We start from the raw sequence: 20,105 nt of genomic DNA, 5'->3' as shown, positions 1-20,105 counted from the left end.
TCCCCCATTATATTTAAGCACAATTCTAGCGGCTTAAGACTTCAACAAGCAGTTTATTGGCAAGTCCAGGGTTTGCTTTCCCTTTACTTTCCTTCATTACTTGTCCAACCAAGAAACCAATAGCTTTCTGCTTCCCTGCTTTGTAATCCTCTACAGATTGCGGATTCGCTGCAACAACCTGTTCAACAATTGTCAAAATGGCTCCTTCATCACTGATCTGTACGAGCCCTTTCTCTTCTACAATCTGCTCAGGAAGTTTGCCACTTTCCAGCATTTCCTTAAATACCGTCTTCGCGATCTTATTGCTGATCGTTCCTTTCTCAATGAGACCGATCATTTCTCCGAGTCCTTGTCCCGTCAGTGGGAGTGCAGTGATCTCTACCCCTTCACTGTTAAGGTAGCCAAGCAAGTCCCCCATAATCCAGTTGGATACGGCTTTTGCATCTGAAGTGTATTTCATACTGTCTTCAAAAAGATTAGCTATATGAATAGATGAAGTAATTACTTCCGCATCATAGGTTGGAAGGCCATATTCCGAAGTATATCTCGCTTTCCGTTCATCTGGAAGTTCTGGAATCGAAGCGCGAACGCGGTCTTTCCAATCCTGACTGATATGAAGGGTAACTAGATCCGGATCTGGGAAATAACGATAATCATGAGCTTGTTCTTTACTCCGCATGGATAACGTTTTGCCAGCAGCTTCATCCCAGCGGCGTGTTTCTTGAACAATCTCTTCTCCATCATCAAGCAGCTCGGCTTGACGAATCTCTTCATATTCTAAACCACGCTGTACTCCGCGGAAAGAGTTCATGTTTTTCAATTCTGCTTTCGTTCCGAGTTTGGTCTCGCCAAAAGGACGAAGACTGATGTTAGCGTCACAACGTAGAGATCCTTCTTCCATCTTCACATCAGATACATCGCAGTACTGCATAACTGCACGAATCTTTTCAAGATAGGCTCGCGCTTCTTCAGGGGACGAAATTTCAGGTTCAGATACAATCTCAACAAGCGGTGTTCCAACACGGTTGAAGTCAGCAAGCGATGCATATCCGCCGTCAACGTGCGTCAGCTTACCTGCATCTTCTTCCAAATGCAAACGAGTGATACCAATACGTTTCGTTTTTCCGCCTACTTCAATGTCAATCCAACCATTTTCTCCGATTGGCTGATCATACTGTGAAATCTGATATGCTTTTGGCGAATCAGGATAGAAATAGTTTTTGCGGTCAAATTTACTTACATCCGCAATGGTACAGTTAAGAGCCATCGCTGCTTTCATGGCATATTCTACTGCTTGACGGTTAAGTACCGGTAGTACTCCGGGGTGTCCTAAACAAATCGGACATGTATGTGTATTAGGCGGTGCTCCGAATTCCGTAGAGCAGCCGCAGAAAATTTTCGATTTCGTATGGAGTTCAACGTGAACTTCCAGCCCGATAACAGTCTCATATTTCTTAGATGACATATTCTATTTCCTCTCTTTCCTTTGTGAATTACAGCTGTGGACGCTGTTTATGGTACTCGGTGTGCTGCTCAAAAGCATGGGCAACACGCAGAACGGTCGACTCATCAAAAGCCTTTCCGATAATCTGCATACCAACAGGCAATCCATCTGCAAAACCACAAGGGACGCTGATCGCTGGAACACCGGCAAGACTTACAGGAATGGTAAGAATATCATTCAGATACATCGTTAGCGGGTTGTCTACTTGAGATCCAAGTTTAAATGCGGTTGTCGGAGCAGTAGGCCCAATAATTACATCATAGTTTTTAAAGACTTCATCAAAATCATTTTTGATCAAAGTACGTACTTTTTGAGCTTTCAAATAATAGGCATCATAGTAACCCGAGCTAAGTGCATAGGTTCCCAGCATAATACGGCGCTTCACCTCGGACCCGAAACCTTCACTGCGGGAACGGTGATACATATCCAGCAGATTGTCCGGATTCTCAGCACGAACGCCATAACGTACTCCATCAAACCTTGCCAGGTTAGAGGAAGCTTCGGAAGAAGCAAGCAAGTAGTAACTTGCTACTGCATATTCGGTATGCGGAAGAGAAACTTCTTCCCATGTAGCGCCCAGGCTTTCAAGCACTTTAAGTCCTGCCATGACCGTTTCTTTAACCGATGCATCGACACCTTCTCCTATATATTCCTTTGGTACCGCAATTCGCAGACCTTTCACATCACCGGTCAAAGCACTAAGGAAATCAGGTACTTCTACATTAGCGGAAGTAGAGTCCATTGCATCGTAACCGGAAATGGCTTGAAGTACATAAGCTGAATCTTCCACGTTTTTAGTAAGCGGTCCAATCTGATCAAGAGAGGATGCAAAAGCAACGAGACCAAAACGAGAAACACGCCCATAGGTAGGTTTGAGTCCAACCACACCGCAGTAAGATGCAGGCTGACGGATCGATCCTCCTGTATCGGAACCAAGTGTGAAATAAGCTTCACCCGCTGCTACAGCTGCAGCTGATCCACCACTAGAGCCGCCAGGTACATGATCCAGATTCCAAGGGTTACGTGCTGGATAGAAGCTGGAATTCTCGTTGGAACCCCCCATTGCAAACTCATCCATATTTAATTTACCGAGTGTAATCGTATCGGCTGCTTTCAGCTTTTTAACAACTGTTGCATCATAGACAGGATCAAAATTTTTCAAAAACTGACTGGCACACGTAGTGCGAAGTCCTTCAGTAACGATATTATCTTTGATTCCTGCAGGTAGTCCAAACAGCAAGCCACGCTCTTCGCCAGCCGCAAGCTTGTCATCAAGACGTCTTGCAGTTGCTTGTGCTCCTTCTTCATCTAAAGTTAGATAAGCACGAACCTGTTCTTCTACTTTGCCGATTCTTGCATAAGATGCAGCCACTAATTCGGAAACAGAAAACTCCTTGGCATGCAGCTTATTATGTATTTCAGGTAATGTAAGATTAAGCAAACTCAACGGTATTTACCTCCCTATTGTATCTATTCAAGTATTGCCGGAACTTTAATCTGGCCATCTTCTTCATCCGGCGCATTCAGCATCACTTTCTCTATTGGCAGACTTTCACGCACTTCATCTTCACGCATTACATTTGATACATGCAGTACATGTGTAGTCGGCTCAATCCCATCGGTATCTAACTCGTTCAGCTTCTCAGCATACTGCAAGATCGCGTTAAGCTGTTCCGTTAGCTGCGTTTCTTCCTCTTCGCTTAGGTTAAGACGTGCCAGCTTTGCCACATGCTGTACATCCTGATTAGTAATACTCATACTAGGTTCGTTCCTCCTTCAAATTAACCCTATCTAGTCATATTGTGTCCATTTTAACACGTCCATGCAGTGAATCAAATGAAATCGTTGTAAAGAAACAAAAGGAGCCGGAAAGATATCCGGCTCCTTACAATTAAATCCATGCACGTAGATTAACTTGCTTTATAAAATCCGCTTGTGACATTGGTTCGTTCGCGGCCTCTTCTTCCTCTTCCACTAATTCCAGTTCATCGCCATTCAATAACTGACGAAACAACTTCTCATTATGTGTAGCCAGTGCGTAATCAATAAGGGCATCCCTCTCTATACGCTCTGCTTCCTGTCTCAAGATTTGTTCTTCGGGTTCTATATCACCTGATGGAACAAAAAAGTTGCGATTAACCTGAGGAACACGAATCACATAGTCAAAAGCATTATCTGGATTCCGATCATACGCAATAATATAACCGTAATCTCCTACAGGAAGATTCTGCTCAAAGGCGTCCGCGACGATGATAATCTTTTCCCCTAAATTCAGCATCGTCTACCTCCTGATTCATTATTGTCTGTATAGTCTACTAAAAAAAAGTAACGATGTCTATGGAAAGAATCGCCCCATGCGAGATAAAAAGATAGATAAGGATAAAGATAGCTGAATAAAAAAAGAACGCAAACCGGGACGAATCCTCAGTCTGCGTGCTTGTCATAGTTGGGTGTTTCTAATAAAGTTCATTCTACTCATTAACAAGAGATTTGTCCATACCTTTAGACGAAAAATGTCGGATTCTCTACTATTTTTAGCGAGAAGCACGAACGTATGGATTATTTTGCTTCTCAAATCCGATGGTCGTTTTCGGGCCATGACCGGGATATACCACAACATCCTCATCAAATGTATAGAGCGTATTCTGTATGGAGTCAATCAGCTCACGCTCACTGCCTCCAGGAAGATCGGTACGTCCTACACCGGAACGGAATAATACATCCCCAGCAAAAAGATCTTTACCACTAAGCAGACTCACACTTCCTGGTGAATGTCCTGGAGTGTGGAATACTTTGAAGGTATGTCCTACTAAATTCAGAGTCTGACCCGCAGCGAGGTCATATTCTGCCGGGCCTGTCATCAGCGGTTCTGTCACGTCAGGCCAGCGAAGCGATCCATTCCATTTGGGAGATTCCAGCCAGTCTGCTTCCGCTGCATGCAGATAGACAGGGCACCCTTTCCACTTCCGAATTTCTTCTACACCGCCCATATGATCGAAATGAGCATGAGTAAGCACGATGGCTTCAATCTCAAGATTCTCAATCGCCCGGACAAGCGACTTCGGGTTCATACCCGGGTCAATAATAAAAGCTTTATTGGTATCTTCTCCTTGTACCAAATATGCATTTGTTTGCAACGGTCCAAGGTTAAAAGTTCGTATATTCAGCATCTAAAAACCGGAAATCAGTTCACGCAGCTCACGTATAATCGCTGCCTGATACTCCGTACCCTCCCCGTAACGTTGTATAATTTCCTTGCGTGTTTCTGCGAGATTATCCTGATAATCTGCCGCCTCACGGTCTGGATTCTGTGCCTTAAATTGAACCATTGCTTCCTGCACATGAGCAGGACGAGGTCCCCAAGTACCAAGCACGTGACCACCGGAGTCTGTAAAGATCACTACCGGAATCGAACGTCCTCCCAAAGTTAAGAATTGATCCATAATTTCAAGGTGATTCTCCATAATCAGTACTTCTGTCGGAATCCCTGTAATCTCCAATGCTTGGAATACAACAGGAATATTACGAACAACATCTCCGCACCAATCTGCCGCCAAAATAAGAACGCGCAAATCATCACGATGGGTTAAGCTCTCAAAAAAAGCTTGATCTTCGGCATTTGTCCACTCAAACCGTTGATACCAATCTTGAAAAGCCTCTTGGTTCTGAGTCATGTTCGAAACAAATTCTTCTGGTGGTAATCCTTTACCGAATTTATGCGATAAATTTGGAGTCATGAGAAGCACTTCCTTTCCGTTTCAGAATGGGATCAATTGATATGATGATTACATATAAACCAAATCGATAAAATACAAACAGAAAAGGAAGATATGATCATCCCTACTTATGTAAAGAACGGAAGACACCTGTAAAGATCAAAGGCTTCTCCTTTTTCTATCATATCATGAAGTTCTTATTTTCTTCCACCAAGACAGGTACCCACTGCAGCTCAGTCCGCATATGGTACACAAAAGGAGGTCGATGGCATGAATCACTCTGCCCGTCCCGGACAGACCGCTCCCTACGCTAAAGGACCCAAGACAAAACTGCCTTCAGCTCGAAAAATCCGCAGAGCTTGCAACAAAGAGTTGTACCGGACTATAAAGCGACTCAAAGTTTATATTGCACCAGACCTTGTAACACAAGGCGAAAATTTATATTACCGAAAAGTAATCGGCAACCTAATCTGGGTGAATGAAAATCATAATAACCGAAAAGCTCAGTGTGATTGGTGGGATAAAGATGTACTCCCTGAGCTTGCCGTACTTTGGGATATCCCAGAAGCCAAGCTCTCCGCTGCATTTCGAGATTCCTACGGAGGATAACTCCTGCTTTTTTATGATAAAGGTAGGTTGTCTCTCAATTCATCACTATTGCCCATCCGAATAGGTAAAGCCAAAGCACCCAGTATAATGAGAATCATCCAGAACACCGCATAACTAAAATCAAAATCAATCCCGCCATGCAGCATAAGTAGCAGCCCGGCAGGTAAAAGTTCCGGCGCGTGCCGCCACAGAAGTCTTCCTATATAGAGGAAGAGACTTATCATAAGCAGCAGCCCTATCAAACCTGTATCGACCCACATATCGAGATAGGCACTATGGATTTCATTTCCCGCATACGGGGCTGATTGCACCGTATGTACGGCATGTTTCCAGGCCTCCCCGCCATGCCCCAGCCAAGGGGAGTGCAGAGCAAATCTGGCTGCATCTTGCCACATGACCTCCCGGGAGACCCAAGTCTCTCCGGAGGTCATTCTTGCGGATGCAGTGTGGATCACGAGCCACGCGCAGCTGGCTATGCTCGCTGTGCTTGCTGCGGCAGCGGCCACCTTCCGGCCGCGTGCAAGCAGTGCATGGAGCAGCAGCGCACCTGTGAGCGCTGCTGTCTCTCCCCCGGCCAGCCACAGCAGGCCGGGGATGGTTGCCGGCGCAAGACTCGCGCCGGCAAGTGCTCGGTGCGTGACAGCCGCCGCAAGGAGCGGCGCAGCACCCGCACAAAGCAGCAGCAAGCGCTGACTGCGTTGCTGCAATAGGAGCATGGCGGCAGCGCATATGCATGCCGCGAGCCAAGCACCGCGCGACTCGCTGAGGAGAAGCGCGGTTGCAGCTGGAAATAGAGCAAGAGACGAAAGAATCACTCGCTCCCTTGCACCTTTTTCACTGCAGCTGAAATCGAATGCTGCTGCTGCGAGTCGCTCCAGTAAAAACATCCCAATAAGCGCTGCATAGGCATTTGGGTATTCAAGCACCCCGGATAATCTTGCTCCCGCAAAGCTAATCAGTGGATCATCCGTGCGCAGGATAGTATAAGGTAATACAAACAAACCGCATACAGCAGTTAAACCGCTAATTACAAGAAGCCAGCCTGCTACCTGAATACTTGCGGCAAGCCACCTTTTTCCGAGTGGCTTCCTGCCAAGCACAAGACAGACTGCCGCAAAGACACTAATAAATCCAAACCGAATCGTATCTTGAAAAGTACCTTCTAGACTAATCGGATTCCCCCATACCAATTGGAGTGCATAAATAACAGATAGAAATAAAGGCATCATATATAAAAATGATCCTTGGTCGTATAAATGATCATACCAAAGTCTACTTTTTTCTCTTATGTGAAACCAAACATATAAATACAGAGCACACAGCGCACAAAAAAACGCACCTCCAAATTTATATACATCTTGAATATAAAAGAGGCCTCGTTCCAAGAGCCCCATCACGAGCATAAAGCCAGTAAGAGCACCTAATATAGAATATAACCATCGTTCTTTTTGCGCAGATTGTTCTCCTATATTTTGATGCATCATGATATGAACGATTCCTCTTTTCCTTTCTTTCTTCCTACCTACTATTCCCTAAAAAAAAGAGGCCAACCCTATATAAGGATTGGCCTCTTATCTAACACTGTTGCTCCATTTTTCTATACTTCTTACGAGCTAGGAAGCAAATCACGGCAAGCTCGTTCCAGGTAAGGATCGACATGCAAGAAGTCCCGGTAAGCCTTGTATTCTTTCCACAGAGTATCCCGGTCGCCTGCTTGTCCGCGTACCGCTCGGATTAGGATGTTTTTTGGTGTATGCTCCATATCAATAAACTCTAACAGCTGCGTTCGATAACCCATCATATCAAGCAATTTAGCACGAATGGAATCGGTAGCAAGCGCAGCGAAACGCTCTTTCAGAATGCCATGAGACAATAATGGATTCATAACCGAAGCTTCCATCTGTGCAAACAATTCATGTTGACAACAAGGTACAGACAAAATAACCGAAGCCCCCCAGCGAACTGCTTTATCCAGTGCGGCATCGGTAGCCGTATCACAAGCATGAAGCGTAACTACCATATCTACTTGTTCAAGCTCATTATACTCCGCAATATCTCCTACTAAAAACTTCAGATTCTGATATCCCAGATTTTTGGCGATCTGACTGCAATGTTCAATGACATCTGCTTTTAGATCAAGTCCAACAACGTTAATTTTCCGTCTTTGCTTCACCGCCAAATAATGATAAAGAGCAAACGTTAGATACGATTTACCACATCCAAAATCAACAATTGTGATCGGTCTCTCCTCTGGCAGACTAGGCAGGATATCCTCAACCATCTCTAAAAAACGATTGATCTGTTTGAATTTATCATATCTACGAGCATGTACTTTTCCTTCCTCACTCATGATACCGAGTTCAATGAGAAAAGGAATCGGTTTACCATCTTCAAGTACATATCTTTTTTTACGGTTATGTGAAAGGTCAATCTCCTTTTTGGACGGGGACCGTGTTAGAATGGAGACCTTGTATTTTTTACTGATCAAAACTTGATAGTCTGCTTCTGGTGTACACAGCATACCTTGTCTAAATGTTTCCTCGAACAAAGCGGTCACAGCCTTAACTGCCTGCTCTGGTTCTAAGTTTTCATGAATCACCTTATTGTTCTGATGATATGCAAACTGATAGTGCAATTTATTCTTTAGCAATAACGGCTTAATCTGTACTTTAGAATAAAGCTGGCCTTCTCGTTTACGTAATTGGCTAAGTGTAGCATTGACCAATGCCTGCTCTTCAAATATATCTGTAATTAATTTTCGTAAAGAATCCAAAATGGTACATCTCACTTTCTATATAACTTTATCTTAGTAACGATAACATATTAGACACTTATGTTCAGTAAGTTTATTTTTATCATCGAGTGACTGAGTTATACTACCTACTTTGCAAATGGTAAAGCCCTTCTTCTACCTCTTGAAGAGGCAGTCCTCCTTGTTCGAGCCTCTTATCCTCTAGTTTTAAAAGGCGGTGATAGAATATGCGAGCTTCTTCTTTGTACTGTTCTTCACGGCCCACCAAACGATACCAACTATTCTCAGCTTCCGCATATTGTCCCATTTCCTCATGGTATAGTGCCGATAATCTCTCGGTTTTGTCAGGAAGTTCATATCCTTTGACCTTCACATACAGTTGCTGAATTCGTTCCGGTGCTTGCAAAATATCCGGATTAGCTCCATTCAGCATACAGTATAGATATAAATGCAAAGCCTTCATGTATCGAATCAAGCTTACGTCCGTGTGTCCTTGATCCTGATAAATCGCGCCTTCTTCATCCAGAATACGGGCAACCTGCTGAACTTGATCTACTTCTACCCCGCCACCTTGGCGGAAAAGATCAATAATATCCTCGGTAGGTAACGAGTTCAAGAGCTGAGAATTTAAACGAAATTGACGTTTCAGCCACTCATCCAGCTCCCATAACGCTTCTATATGTTCTTTCTTCTGTTTGAGTTCAAACACTTTGCCGATCATATTGGTCATTTCCTCCACCATACGAAGGAGATAATCTCTTCTGAACATATGGGACCTCCACTCCTTAGTCAGCGTATCCGTACTGTATCGTATTGATTTTACCTGCATTCCTTTGAAAAAGCCAAACCACAAAAAAGCGGACAGGTTCTTTCATTCACCTGTCCGCTTGCTAATCCATACTTTTATATTACATTCTTATTCATAAACTCTAAGATAATTCGGGCCAGTTCTTCCGGTGCCTCTACCATACTCATATGTCCAGCACCACGAATTAAAGCCTGCGTCACTCCCTCACCATCTGCAGTAAAGGTTCTATCCGGCGGTACGACTCCATCAGATTCACCAGCGATAAGCAGTATGGGGACGTCCGACTCCTCTAATACATGACGGCGATCAGGCCGTTCTCTCATCGCGATTGCTGTGCTCGATGCTCCTAGCGGAGAGGTGCGGTATCCAATCTCCTGGATGTTATCGATTGCGGAGGACATTCGTTCACGATTTTCCTCTGCAAATAAACCAGGTACGAGAGAGTCTACAAAATTCTGGATTCCTTGTGTTTGAATGGTTGATACGGCTGTTAATCTCTTCTCTCTTGCCTCTTCGCTGTCTGGATAGGCAGTGGAATGAACGAGTCCAAATGCTTTGACGCGTTCAGGATAACGTTCTGCAATAGAAAGAGTGATGTATCCGCCAAGTGAATGACCAAATACACTTACTTTAGCTACTTCAAGTACATTCAATACGCCCATTATGTCGTCTGCCATCTGATCTATGCTGTAACTGCTATTTGGAGCATCTGACCGACCATGTCCTCTCAGATCAGGAACGATGCAACGATAATTCGCTGTCAATTCAGGCAATATTTCATCAAAATAAGCCGAACTGTCGCAGAAACCATGCAATAGTAAGATGGCTTCTCCTGCTCCTTGATCCTTATAAGCAATGTTCTGGTTTCCAAGTTCAATTCTCTCCATCAGTTACGCCTTCTTTCTGTTAGCCGTATTATAACACTAGATTAATCTTATCTATTCTATAACTCTAATGATGTCCTACTGAAACGTTCTGCTTATCTATAAATATTTCCTAGACCTCAAGAGGTAATTCATTAACTTGGCTCATTCTCGTCTGGTCTGCACCTATTCTAGCAGCATCTGCAATCTGTGAAGCCATATTCATTACTTGATACAGTGAGGTCATTTGCAATATGGAATACGGTCTGGGGCCGTTCGCATTTACAATGCCGGCAATACTATAATTTCCTACAGGAGGCAGTTGCCCTTTTACAGATCGTCCCGGGAACAAAGCAGTTGTCTTACCTATAAATCTACCTATATTAGCAGCGTCTCCAAGACAGGCATCTATGGCAATAATAATCTGATCAGAAGGGATTTCTGCAAGATACGATTCCAGATTGGCCGCATCACAAGGATTTGAAAGCGTACCTATCACTCTAGTAAAACCATGATCACACAGATAGGTTCCGGTCAGCGGGCCAAGTGCATCGCCAGTAGATCGATCTGTTCCAATACATACGAAAGTGATCTTTTCTTCCCTATGCTCGGTATATATTTGTTTAAAAAAAGAGACAAGCTGATCCGCTGTCATCGCGTTCCTCACTGACATTCCGCTTCGAGAAGTAAGGGAAGTGAATTTAGACAATACCCGTCATCTCCTTTTCGTATCTTCTTTTTCTTTCTATCCTGCTCCTTACATGATACAATACGAACAAACTTTACTGTACCGAAAGGAATGGACGGAATATGGATTTATCTCAAAAAAGCCCGGAAAATATTGATTACATGATTGAGACTATTAAAGGAAAATTAAAAATGGCGAGTGCTTCTGCCCTGCAATCTTCTGCTTTTTCCGTGGAACAATATGATGATATCTATGACCTATATGATGTTGTCAATTCAAAAACAAATCTTAGTATATCTGAAGTGGAAGCGTTAGTGTCTGAGCTTGGTCGCCTACGCCGCGTGTAACAACTGTATAAGAATAGAATAAACAGCCCTGTGCTTACGGTGACATATCGATCATTTCCTGATTAGGAGAAAATCGATATTATCCACGTTAAGTTTACAGGGCTGTTTTTCATAGTGAAGAAAGAAATATCCTATAAATGAGATTTCAGTATAAAAGCAGGTTCTGCCTTGCCTACCACAGTACATGCATCATTCCGAATCTCTCCAGGGAATTGCTCCGTAAGGCGCTGGATCGTCTCCGGATTATCGTAACCGATTTGAGTAAGAATGGATCTTACAATGAGTCCCCACTCTTCATCTGAACCATCAAGCACTTTAAAACTGATACCTAACCGTTCCTTCCGTAAAGCCATACAAAATACACCCTGAAACCCGCCTTTGGCTACAATATTATCATCTTGAAGCAGGACAGAGTCAACACGGCCTGTCCCTCCGACCATCTCGGGGGCTTTATTCATTGCTGTAGTAATAACCTCTACCGCTTTGCGGGTTCCCTCATCTTCAATGAGATCTGGGCAGGCCAGTTTAAGAAATGCCGTTGCCATTGTTGAGATGGGCAGTGCGAATACAGGGAATCCACAACCGTCTACCCCTGCTGCCATATCACTTGGGTCAATTTCCCCCATACGGGAAATAATTTGTTTGATTTCTTGTTGAACTGGGTGATTCGGATCGGCATAGGATGAAAGATCATAACCTTTTACCTTACTGTACGCGAGCACTCCCATATGTTTACCTGAACAGTTATGAAGGAGCCTTCTCTTATCTCCTTGCTGCCGGATATAATCTGTACGGCTCTCCTCATGCAGCGGAAAACTTGGGGCACATACGAGTCCACCTTCATCCAGGTTTATCTTTTCTTTCATCTGCTCTAATGTACTCCTATGAAAAGGTTCAGATCGATGGGAAGATACCATAAGTGCAATTTCTTCTTGACTAAAATCGTATGCATCCACAATTCCGGCCCGGATTCCGGGTATTGCCTGAAGCGGTTTTGCCGCAGAACGGGTAAATGTCCTAAAGTGAGGATTGCCTGCCGAATAAACAACCTGCTTCTTATCATTCACTATACATATATGTCCTCGGTGAGCACTTTCGAGTACGCCCGAACGAAATTCTTGTATCAACGTTGTGTCTGTCATGCTGGTTCTCTCCTTCTAAATAAAGGGACCATTTTTCCATTGTTATAGGATCCCTAGCATTCACCATAATACAGTATAGTACAAAGATGATATTTTGACAGAGAAAATAGGTAAACTATTATGAAAGGTTTATAATTTGTGATGAATTTAAGGATAAAGGAGCTTATTAAAACATGCTAAAGTACAAAGACCATTCGTTATTATGGACAAGTATCGCTCTTGCTTCAAGTTTCATTGTTATTTTTCTTATTGCTCTTCTATTCTACATACTGGGGGCAGACCGCATACAAGAACTTGATATCCGTATTCAAGAGTTGCTATTTCCTTCTGAAGACAGCTCGTATTACGGTCTCCTCCCTCTTATGCGAGTGGTCACTTCCTTTGGCTCCTTTTATTATTCTTTGGTAGTGGCACTCACGTTTGCTTGTTATTACATTATCTACCGAAGTCGTTATTTGGAGGGGAACATCGTACTGCTAAGTTTTCTCGGAATGTGGGGAATTAATGCCCTTAGTAAATATATTGTGCGCCGAGAGCGCCCGGATCTTGACTTTCTTATCAGCGTTAGCGGCTATAGTTTTCCAAGTGGGCACGCCATGGTTGCCGCTGGATTTTACGGTTCCCTACTATTAATTGCAATCTACTCGCAGAAACAGAAAAAAGGAGATCCCACTTTACTTACCATGATTGGCATCACGGGTATTTTCTTACTTGGATTTAGTCGTATTTATCTTGGTGTACATTACCCTTCCGATGTGTTAACAGGATTCATTGCAGGCGGCGTATGGGTGTTTTGCATAAACAAGATCTTTCGAACTGAATTTGCATTATCTTCCTCTACGAAGCACTAGATGTTACCATCCTTGTTTCAATACTGGCAAGGAACGTTTATATATCGAATAGCAAGGCACAAGAGCAAGCAAAGGAGGCGATTGTTATGTGGGCCATCATCTTAAGTATCGTAATGGCGATTCTCATCGGAATTATTGGCGATGCTCTCGTTGGCCATGACATGCCAGGTGGTATTTTAGGATCGATGATTGCTGGATTAGTTGGTGCTTGGATCGGTTCGATGCTATTCGGTGACTTTGGTCCCGTCATCGCTGATTTTGCCGTCGTCCCAGCCATCATCGGAACAGCAATCTTTGTTTTTCTTCTCGGACTTATTGGAAAGTTGTTTAGAAAAGCGACTTAACGGGGTAAGAAAAGAACAAGAAGTAATGAACTAAAATTTTAAAATTAGAGGAGCGATTATGATGAATCAAAACGACATGGAATACAATAGATCTATTGCAGACTACAGAAACGAAGATACGGGTAATAGCAGCAACTTTACAAAAGGTTTATTTATTGGAGGATTGATCGGTGCTGCAGCAGCGCTACTTTTTGCACCGAAACCGGGCCGCGAACTTCGCGGTGACTTATCTTACCGAATGGGTGAAGTATCCGATAAAACAAAGGAAGTAGCTACCGTAGTTGGCGATAAAGCTTCCGAAATTGCAAAAACAGTTTCTTCTAAAACTACAGATTTGGCTAAAACAGTTAGTGATAATACTTCTACTGTTATGACAAGTGTAAAACAAGCAACTGCGGACGTATCGGATGAAGCTAGAAAAGCATCTGCTAATGTAGCGGATGAAGCAAAAAAAGCTTCTGAAAATGTTAGCAACGAAGCACAAAAATCTTCAAACAACATTTCGAATGAAGCAAAAAGCGCAACTTCTCAGGTTGCTGCAACTACTGAAAAAGCTACCAATGAAGCGAATCGTGAACTGAATCGCAGTTCTAACCATTCATCCACTAACCATTAATCTCTATCATTCATCTGAGTAGTGTATAGCCAGCTGTATACAGCTGGCTATTTTTCATCATTTAAACGATACAGCACAAAGGAGGAGAATCGATGAGTACGATGAACATAAACCCAGATAAGAAAAAAAATGAACAAAAAGAGATCGTTAACGAACATCCCTTTGAACTAAGACATGAAGTGAAAAATTTAAATTCACGTCTCGATGGAATCTATAAAGCGATGGAAAGTGTAGAGTTCAAAGATTTGATAGAGAATTATAGCAGCACCAAAAGACGCCTGTTGTCTAATTTCACTGCAGGGATCGCTCGAGGATTAGGTATGTCTCTGGGTACCGTTGTTGTACTCGCTTTATTAGGCTGGTTACTCAGTCTAATTGTGGATATGAACCTCCCGGGCATCGGGAGATATATCGCTGAACTGCAGGGCTATATAAATCAGGCCAAGTAATCATAAATAATCCATATAACAGAAAGAAGCCTTATTAATTACCTGCCAGAGGATAATTATAAGGCTTTTTAATTTTATTCACGCTTCTTCTTTTTTTGTGCTTTTCCGGATTTAATCTTTAGAATATCACCTGTCCATCCCTTAAAGTACATCCACAGGTACATGCTTACCATACTGAGTAAAGTAACAGTAATGGTCACGGTAAATCCCCATGACGTCGTAATCCATGGCAAGTTCTCAAAGTTCATCCCCCAAATTGCACCTACCGCAGTGGCAGGAGTAAACACGGAGGTAACAATAGTCAGCGTCTTCATAATATCATTTCCTCGAATCGAAGATGAGGCATCATCAATAGAGATGAGTGTATCAATCTCCTTCTCGTAGTGTTTAAACAAACTATCCATACGTTTCATTCGGTAGTATAGCTTCTTATAGGTCAATCTCTTTTCCAAATCTAGCTCATAGAAAGCTTCATTAGCTGCATGCATTAATTCTTGAAAAGAAATAAATTGATTACTCCAAAACAATAATTCAAAACGTGCATTCAAGATTTTATCCATTAATGTCCGTGCATTCTGTTCTTCCATACTTTTCTCCAACTTACGAAGATTAAGTTCAAATTCATCCATACCGATATGAAAATAATGCAGCAGCGTACGCGCCATGATGAATAATCCAGATACCGCATCGTCTGCTTTTGATAAAACCAATAATCTTTCTCTTGAATAGAGCATCTGTCTAGTGCCTTCATCTATATTCAAGGTAACCAGCGCCCCAGGTTCAACATAGAAATAAAATTGGCTCTCTATGCCTTCTCCCCCGATATTTTTTTTAATGGTATAGAGGATAGAACCGAATAGTACCTGTTTCCCTCCTGCTACCGTGCGGGCTGAAATATAGTTAGTTTCTAAATTAGGTAATTTACTAAGCCACTCTGTAGCTCCAGGCAAGATATCTCCAAGTTCCTTTAGTTCATCGCATCCAAGATCGGTCACATTATAATTTCTCCACTGAAAATGATCAAAGGTCTTCAAATCATGACCCATTTCCTTTAATTCGTGTTCTTCCAAAGAAGACCCTCCCTTCCTTTATGACATCGCAATAAAAGAAGCATGCCCGCATTCCGATGGAAATGCGGGCATGCTTCCAAGCTTACGTAAGCACTTTTATATGTTAAAAAGAAGATGATTGCGACATAATCTGTTTTAATTTTTCCGTAGCTCTCTTCTGAATACGAGATACGCTCATTTGGGAAACCCCTAATTTCTGAGCAATAGCCCTTTGCGACTGCCCATCTTGGAACGCGAGCAGCAGTACTTTCTGTTCTTGTTCTTTCAATTGGTTCATCGCTTGCTGAAGATCCATTCGCTTCTCTACCGAATCATAGTCATTCACATCCGAACTAATCAGTTCACCAAGAGTAGCTGTACTCTCATCTTGTGATAACGGTGAATCCAGTGAGACATAATGATAAGATTCGCGACCTGCTAGCACCTCTACAGTTTCTTCAACGGTGAGGTCCAGATAACTCGCAATTTCTTTCACATCTGGCGAACGTTCAAGTTTCATCGTCAAATCATCAATGGCATGCTGTACCAGCGCACCTTTTTCTTTGATCCGACGAGGAACTTGTATGTACCATGATTTATCACGAAGGTAATTTTTCATATGTCCAATCATGCTTTTCATAGCATAAGGCTCGAAAGGGATTCCCAAGGATATATCATATTGACTGAGTAACCTAACGAGCGCCATTTGACCAGTTTGATACAAATCTTCATATAAATCCGGCCTATTTCTGGAAATTTTCCCAGCAGCCATTTTGACCATAGGCTCGTATTTTTTAATCAGTACGGTGGCAATTTCGTTATCTTTGGTTTGCTGATATTCCCAAATTAACCCTACTGCTTCATCCATAGACTCTTGGGGAGTCGACCGTTCAGTCATACCGTTTCCTCGCTTTTAGTGAGGCGTTTGGTCAGTACAACCTCAGTTCCTTTACCAGATTCACTTGTTACATTCACGTCATCCATAAGAGCCTGCATGAGATAAAAGCCTAGGCCACCGATTTGAACTTCATTCAAATCTTTGTCATGCAGTGTAGCAACTCCTTCTCTTTGCTCAACACGTTCAAAGCTCTCCCCTTCATCTTTGACCGTAATGGCAAGTTCAGAATCATTAAAATTAAAAATAACTTCTACAACTCCGTTTTCCTCACCGTAGGCATAAAGCACGGAATTATTACATGCTTCTGAGACTGCGACTTTCATGTCCTCGATCTCTTCATAGGAAAAACCCATTTTTGATGCAATTCCGTACAAATTAAGCCTAACAATATCAACAAAGTCGGCTGTCGCCGGCAAATTCAGTTTTACACTTTGTGATTCTGCTTTCATTTTACCTTCGTTCCTTTCCTATTGGGTATTCTCCTGTGAGATAAAAAATTTCGAGATACCGGTCATATCAAATAATTTTTGGATATTTGCAGGCACTTCTTCTACTATAAAATTCGCATTCTGACCATGTCTTACTTTTAGAATAGATAGCAAGATACCAATCCCTGTACTATCAATGTATTTCAGATCTTTCAGATTTACGATTAAGTTCTTTTCAGTGTCCCCCACGAGTGGCTCCATTGTATTGCGGAAATCAGGTGCAACTGAGAGATCAAGTTCTCCGCTCAGATAAACCTTATTAGCATTGTCAACCGTTTCCGTACTTACATTAAACTTCTCATTTTTGTTTGTATTCATTAGACATCTCTCTCCCGATAAAAATGTTATCTATATTGAATTAACCTCAGGCATACGATATGAAACACTTTTTATTTTCCACCTTTTTCCTTAAAGTATGGGGGTCGCTCTGGAAGTATTATACGTCTGACGAAACTCACTTATTTTTTGTTTTACATTTGCCATTTTGACAGGTTTACTAATGTAACCGTTCATTCCTTCCACAATACAACGATCTTTTATCCCATCCATTACATTCGCAGTTGCTATAATAGCGGGTTGAGGTCTATGTCCAAGCTCGGATCTAATCCGGCGAGTACATTCAAGTCCATCCATAATCGGCATCTGCAAATCCATGAAAATGAGATCATATGAATTGGTTAATGCCATCTCCAGCGCACGACTCCCATCTTCAGCAATATCCGAAGACAAGCCAAGTTTCTTTAGCATACTGCTCATTAATTTCTGATTGATCGGATGATCATCCACAACAAGAATGGTTGCTTGAGAATCTCCCTCATCATCAGGATGTTCTTCCAAAATAGGAAGCTCTTCATCTTCCAACATTTGATTATATGGAAGCATATTCACTGTAAATACAAAGGTAGCTCCTCGCTCTTCCTCCGTATCAACTCGAATGGTACCCCCCATCATATCTACTAGATTCTTACAGATGGCAAGACCCAAGCCTGTACCTCCATATTTCCGTGTCATGGATGAATCGAGCTGGGAAAAAGGTTTGAATAAATGATCGGCTTTCTCCGGCGCTATGCCGATCCCTGTATCCTTGATCGTGAATTCGAGTACATAGCGGCACTGGTCAAACTCCTTAAGGGAAGCCATCAAATAGACCCCGCCATGCTCTGTAAACTTAATAGAATTGGCAATCAAGTTCGTAAGAATTTGTCGAAGTCGGGACATGTCTCCGTAGAGAACGCTCGGGATAGCCTCATCAATGAAATAAACAAGTTCCAATTTCTTCTTGGAAGCTTCCACCTGAAATAAATTATAAATTTCTTTAATACAAGAAGATAATTCAAATGGTTGTTGTTCAAGTTCCATCTTTCCAGATTCCATTTTGGTGAAATCCAAAATATCATTAATGATGATGACCAAGGCATCTGCACTGTTACGAATGATTTCGGTATATTCTTTTTGTTCCTCTTGTAACTCTGTTTCCATCAATAAATCAATCATTCCGATAACACCATTCATCGGTGTTCTGATTTCATGACTCATCATCGCCAAAAACTCTGTTTTAGCTTGCACTGCAATTTCTGCTGCTTCTTTAGCCTGAACTAGCTCTTGATTAATCCGTTCCAGCTCCATTGTTTTTTGCTGTAAGAGCATGGACTGAATTTTGAGACGTTTGTTGGATAAGTACATATCCACAAACCCCTCAATTTTAGATTTCAAGATTTGAGGAATAAAAGGTTTTACCATGTAATCAATCGCACCTGCAGAATAACCAGCAAAAAGATGCTCTGCTTCTTTACTGTTTGCAGAAATAAAAATGATAGGTATATCTTTCGTTTTATCTCTAGCCTTGATTAATTTGGCTGTCTCTATTCCATCTAGACCAGGCATCTGCACATCCAGAACAATGACTGCAAAGTCATACTTCAGCAGACATCTAAGCGCTTCTTCACCTGAAGTCGCTTTAACGAGAACATATTGCTCACTTTCGAGGACTGCCTCAAGAGCTAGCAGGTTCTCTGGACGGTCATCGACAAGTAAAATATGAATCGGCTCTTTCATCCCCATAGCCATGGTCCCCCCTTACTACTTCAACTTACGATATATTTTTTCAACCCGATCCATCGGTTCATAATCTTCACTATAACCCGAGAAGTGGATCGATTCTTTAGATCCGAGTACCAGTACGCCAAGACGACTTAAACTTTCATGAAACAAACCGTGTACATGACGCCGTAATTCGTCATTAAAATAAATCATCACATTTCTACAGAATATAACATTAAATTCGTTAAAAGAACGATCCGTTGCCAGGTTATGTTCAGCAAAAATAATATTCTTTCGTAAATATGGATGAAGCATGACCGAGTTATAACGCGCCGTATAATATTCAGAGAAAGCACGGGTGCCCCCTGCTTCCATATAATTTTTGGTATACAACTTCATCTTTTCAATTCCATATACGCCTTCTTTGGCCTGCTGAAGGGAGCGTTCATTCATGTCTGTGGCATAAATTCGGGACTTCTCATAAAGCCCCTCTTCGTGCAATAGAATCGCCATCGAATAAACTTCTTCTCCCGTAGAACAGCCGGCATGCCAAATCCGAATATAAGGATATGTTCTAAGCAACGGAACTACCTTCTCACGGAACATCTTGAACAAGCTGGGGTCACGAAACATTTCCGTAACTGGAATGGACAGACTTTGCACCAATTTCTTGAATGCAGCACGTTCATGCAGTACCTTATGTTGAAGCTCAGAAATTGAATTCAGATGTTCTGTATCTACATGATGTAGAATCCTCCTTCTCAGCGAAGGCATAGCATAGTTTCGAAAATCATATCCATAAAATCGATGAATCCCTTCCAGAAGCAAATCGATCTCGATTTGCTCCCTCTCTTCCTGTACAGGTTTCTCATCGAAAGGTCCTTCTGAAATTGTTGTTTCCCCAGTTGACATAATTTCGTCCACTTCCTTACTTTATACTT

The 20,105-nt window shown here is 42.3% G+C and carries 23 protein-coding genes and 1 pseudogene; 6 read left to right on the top strand and 18 right to left on the bottom strand.

Going from position 1 to position 20,105, the window contains the following annotated elements; genetic code table 11:
• Positions 1–25: 25 nt before the first annotated feature.
• The 6 genes from gatB to ACWPWY_RS22320 form a co-directional block, all read right to left on the bottom strand.
• The gene (gene gatB, locus ACWPWY_RS22345) at positions 26–1,465 is read right to left on the bottom strand and encodes an Asp-tRNA(Asn)/Glu-tRNA(Gln) amidotransferase subunit GatB (protein WP_454193709.1); all 1,440 of its coding nucleotides are present in this window, start codon (positions 1,463–1,465) and stop codon (positions 26–28) included.
• A 28-nt stretch (positions 1,466–1,493) separates the two neighbouring features.
• Positions 1,494–2,951 carry an Asp-tRNA(Asn)/Glu-tRNA(Gln) amidotransferase subunit GatA gene (gene gatA, locus ACWPWY_RS22340; RefSeq protein WP_454193708.1) on the bottom strand — a complete coding sequence of 486 codons (1,458 nt, stop codon included), beginning with the start codon at positions 2,949–2,951 and terminating at the stop codon, positions 1,494–1,496.
• A 23-nt stretch (positions 2,952–2,974) separates the two neighbouring features.
• Positions 2,975–3,262, bottom strand: a complete 288-nt coding sequence (gene gatC, locus ACWPWY_RS22335) for an Asp-tRNA(Asn)/Glu-tRNA(Gln) amidotransferase subunit GatC (protein WP_191804052.1) — start codon at positions 3,260–3,262, stop codon at positions 2,975–2,977.
• A gap of 133 nt (positions 3,263–3,395) precedes the next feature.
• Positions 3,396–3,782: an ATPase gene (locus ACWPWY_RS22330; protein ID WP_160035831.1), complete on the bottom strand. Its 387-nt coding sequence runs from the start codon at positions 3,780–3,782 to the stop codon at positions 3,396–3,398.
• 256 nt (positions 3,783–4,038) lie between these two features.
• On the bottom strand, positions 4,039–4,674 hold the full coding sequence (locus tag ACWPWY_RS22325) for an MBL fold metallo-hydrolase (RefSeq protein WP_454193707.1): 636 nt from the start codon (positions 4,672–4,674) through the stop codon (positions 4,039–4,041).
• Positions 4,675–5,241 carry a thioredoxin family protein gene (locus ACWPWY_RS22320; RefSeq protein ID WP_454193706.1) on the bottom strand — a complete coding sequence of 189 codons (567 nt, stop codon included), beginning with the start codon at positions 5,239–5,241 and terminating at the stop codon, positions 4,675–4,677.
• 249 nt (positions 5,242–5,490) lie between these two features.
• On the opposite strand from ACWPWY_RS22320, the gene ACWPWY_RS22315 reads away from it, so the two are divergent.
• On the top strand, positions 5,491–5,829 hold the full coding sequence (locus ACWPWY_RS22315) for a hypothetical protein (protein WP_191804047.1): 339 nt from the start codon (positions 5,491–5,493) through the stop codon (positions 5,827–5,829).
• A gap of 11 nt (positions 5,830–5,840) precedes the next feature.
• On the opposite strand, the gene ACWPWY_RS22310 is transcribed toward ACWPWY_RS22315, so the two are convergent.
• From ACWPWY_RS22310 to yyaC, 5 genes are all read right to left on the bottom strand, one after another.
• Positions 5,841–7,313 (bottom strand): O-antigen ligase family protein, encoded by a 1,473-nt coding sequence (locus tag ACWPWY_RS22310; RefSeq protein WP_454193705.1) that lies wholly within the window; start codon positions 7,311–7,313, stop codon positions 5,841–5,843.
• A gap of 122 nt (positions 7,314–7,435) precedes the next feature.
• Positions 7,436–8,602: a class I SAM-dependent methyltransferase gene (locus ACWPWY_RS22305; protein ID WP_454193704.1), complete on the bottom strand. Its 1,167-nt coding sequence runs from the start codon at positions 8,600–8,602 to the stop codon at positions 7,436–7,438.
• A 103-nt stretch (positions 8,603–8,705) separates the two neighbouring features.
• Complete coding sequence (locus ACWPWY_RS22300) at positions 8,706–9,350, bottom strand: DUF6483 family protein (protein ID WP_454193703.1); 645 nt, start codon at positions 9,348–9,350, stop codon at positions 8,706–8,708.
• Positions 9,351–9,484: 134 nt separating this feature from the next.
• The gene (locus tag ACWPWY_RS22295) at positions 9,485–10,276 is read right to left on the bottom strand and encodes an alpha/beta fold hydrolase (protein WP_454193702.1); all 792 of its coding nucleotides are present in this window, start codon (positions 10,274–10,276) and stop codon (positions 9,485–9,487) included.
• A gap of 109 nt (positions 10,277–10,385) precedes the next feature.
• Complete coding sequence (gene yyaC, locus ACWPWY_RS22290; RefSeq protein WP_454193701.1) at positions 10,386–10,961, bottom strand: spore protease YyaC; 576 nt, start codon at positions 10,959–10,961, stop codon at positions 10,386–10,388.
• Positions 10,962–11,062: 101 nt separating this feature from the next.
• Between yyaC and ACWPWY_RS22285 the strand changes: the two genes are divergently transcribed.
• Positions 11,063–11,287 carry a DUF1128 family protein gene (locus ACWPWY_RS22285; protein WP_454193700.1) on the top strand — a complete coding sequence of 75 codons (225 nt, stop codon included), beginning with the start codon at positions 11,063–11,065 and terminating at the stop codon, positions 11,285–11,287.
• 131 nt (positions 11,288–11,418) lie between these two features.
• Here ACWPWY_RS22285 and ACWPWY_RS22280 read toward each other — a convergent pair whose 3' ends face one another.
• Positions 11,419–12,429 carry an asparaginase gene (locus ACWPWY_RS22280; RefSeq protein ID WP_454193699.1) on the bottom strand — a complete coding sequence of 337 codons (1,011 nt, stop codon included), beginning with the start codon at positions 12,427–12,429 and terminating at the stop codon, positions 11,419–11,421.
• Between the two features lie 173 nt (positions 12,430–12,602).
• Here ACWPWY_RS22280 and ACWPWY_RS22275 point away from each other — a divergent pair, with 173 nt between their 5' ends.
• The 4 genes and pseudogenes from ACWPWY_RS22275 to ACWPWY_RS22260 all read left to right on the top strand — a co-directional run bounded on the left by ACWPWY_RS22275 (position 12,603) and on the right by ACWPWY_RS22260 (position 14,689).
• A complete protein-coding gene (locus ACWPWY_RS22275; protein ID WP_454193698.1) occupies positions 12,603–13,280 on the top strand; it encodes a phosphatase PAP2 family protein in 678 nt (225 codons plus the stop codon).
• Positions 13,281–13,366: 86 nt separating this feature from the next.
• Positions 13,367–13,624: a GlsB/YeaQ/YmgE family stress response membrane protein gene (locus tag ACWPWY_RS22270; protein ID WP_454193697.1), complete on the top strand. Its 258-nt coding sequence runs from the start codon at positions 13,367–13,369 to the stop codon at positions 13,622–13,624.
• A 76-nt stretch (positions 13,625–13,700) separates the two neighbouring features.
• Positions 13,701–14,117: pseudogene (locus tag ACWPWY_RS22265) on the top strand (YtxH domain-containing protein); the annotation flags it as partial.
• A 215-nt stretch (positions 14,118–14,332) separates the two neighbouring features.
• Positions 14,333–14,689 (top strand): DUF5665 domain-containing protein, encoded by a 357-nt coding sequence (locus ACWPWY_RS22260; protein WP_454193696.1) that lies wholly within the window; start codon positions 14,333–14,335, stop codon positions 14,687–14,689.
• A gap of 74 nt (positions 14,690–14,763) precedes the next feature.
• Here the strand turns inward: ACWPWY_RS22260 and ACWPWY_RS22255 are convergent, their stop codons facing one another.
• The 6 genes from ACWPWY_RS22255 to ACWPWY_RS22230 form a co-directional block, all read right to left on the bottom strand.
• Positions 14,764–15,759 (bottom strand): magnesium transporter CorA family protein, encoded by a 996-nt coding sequence (locus ACWPWY_RS22255; protein WP_454193695.1) that lies wholly within the window; start codon positions 15,757–15,759, stop codon positions 14,764–14,766.
• A 103-nt stretch (positions 15,760–15,862) separates the two neighbouring features.
• The gene (locus tag ACWPWY_RS22250) at positions 15,863–16,636 is read right to left on the bottom strand and encodes a sigma-70 family RNA polymerase sigma factor (RefSeq protein ID WP_191804028.1); all 774 of its coding nucleotides are present in this window, start codon (positions 16,634–16,636) and stop codon (positions 15,863–15,865) included.
• Complete coding sequence (gene rsbW, locus ACWPWY_RS22245) at positions 16,633–17,085, bottom strand: anti-sigma B factor RsbW (protein ID WP_454193694.1); 453 nt, start codon at positions 17,083–17,085, stop codon at positions 16,633–16,635. Before rsbW ends, ACWPWY_RS22250 begins: the two co-directional genes overlap by 4 nt.
• Before the next feature lie 18 nt (positions 17,086–17,103).
• On the bottom strand, positions 17,104–17,442 hold the full coding sequence (locus ACWPWY_RS22240) for an STAS domain-containing protein (protein WP_454193693.1): 339 nt from the start codon (positions 17,440–17,442) through the stop codon (positions 17,104–17,106).
• A 90-nt stretch (positions 17,443–17,532) separates the two neighbouring features.
• Entirely contained in the window at positions 17,533–19,185 is a 1,653-nt protein-coding gene (locus ACWPWY_RS22235; protein WP_454193692.1) for a response regulator, read from the bottom strand.
• 18 nt (positions 19,186–19,203) lie between these two features.
• Positions 19,204–20,076 (bottom strand): CheR family methyltransferase, encoded by an 873-nt coding sequence (locus tag ACWPWY_RS22230; protein WP_454193691.1) that lies wholly within the window; start codon positions 20,074–20,076, stop codon positions 19,204–19,206.
• Positions 20,077–20,105: the final 29 nt, after the last annotated feature.

The organism is Paenibacillus sp. Marseille-Q7038 (genome assembly GCF_965111595.1).
Note: the sequence above shows the minus strand (reverse complement) of the source record. Positions and strands in the feature narration are given on the sequence as shown.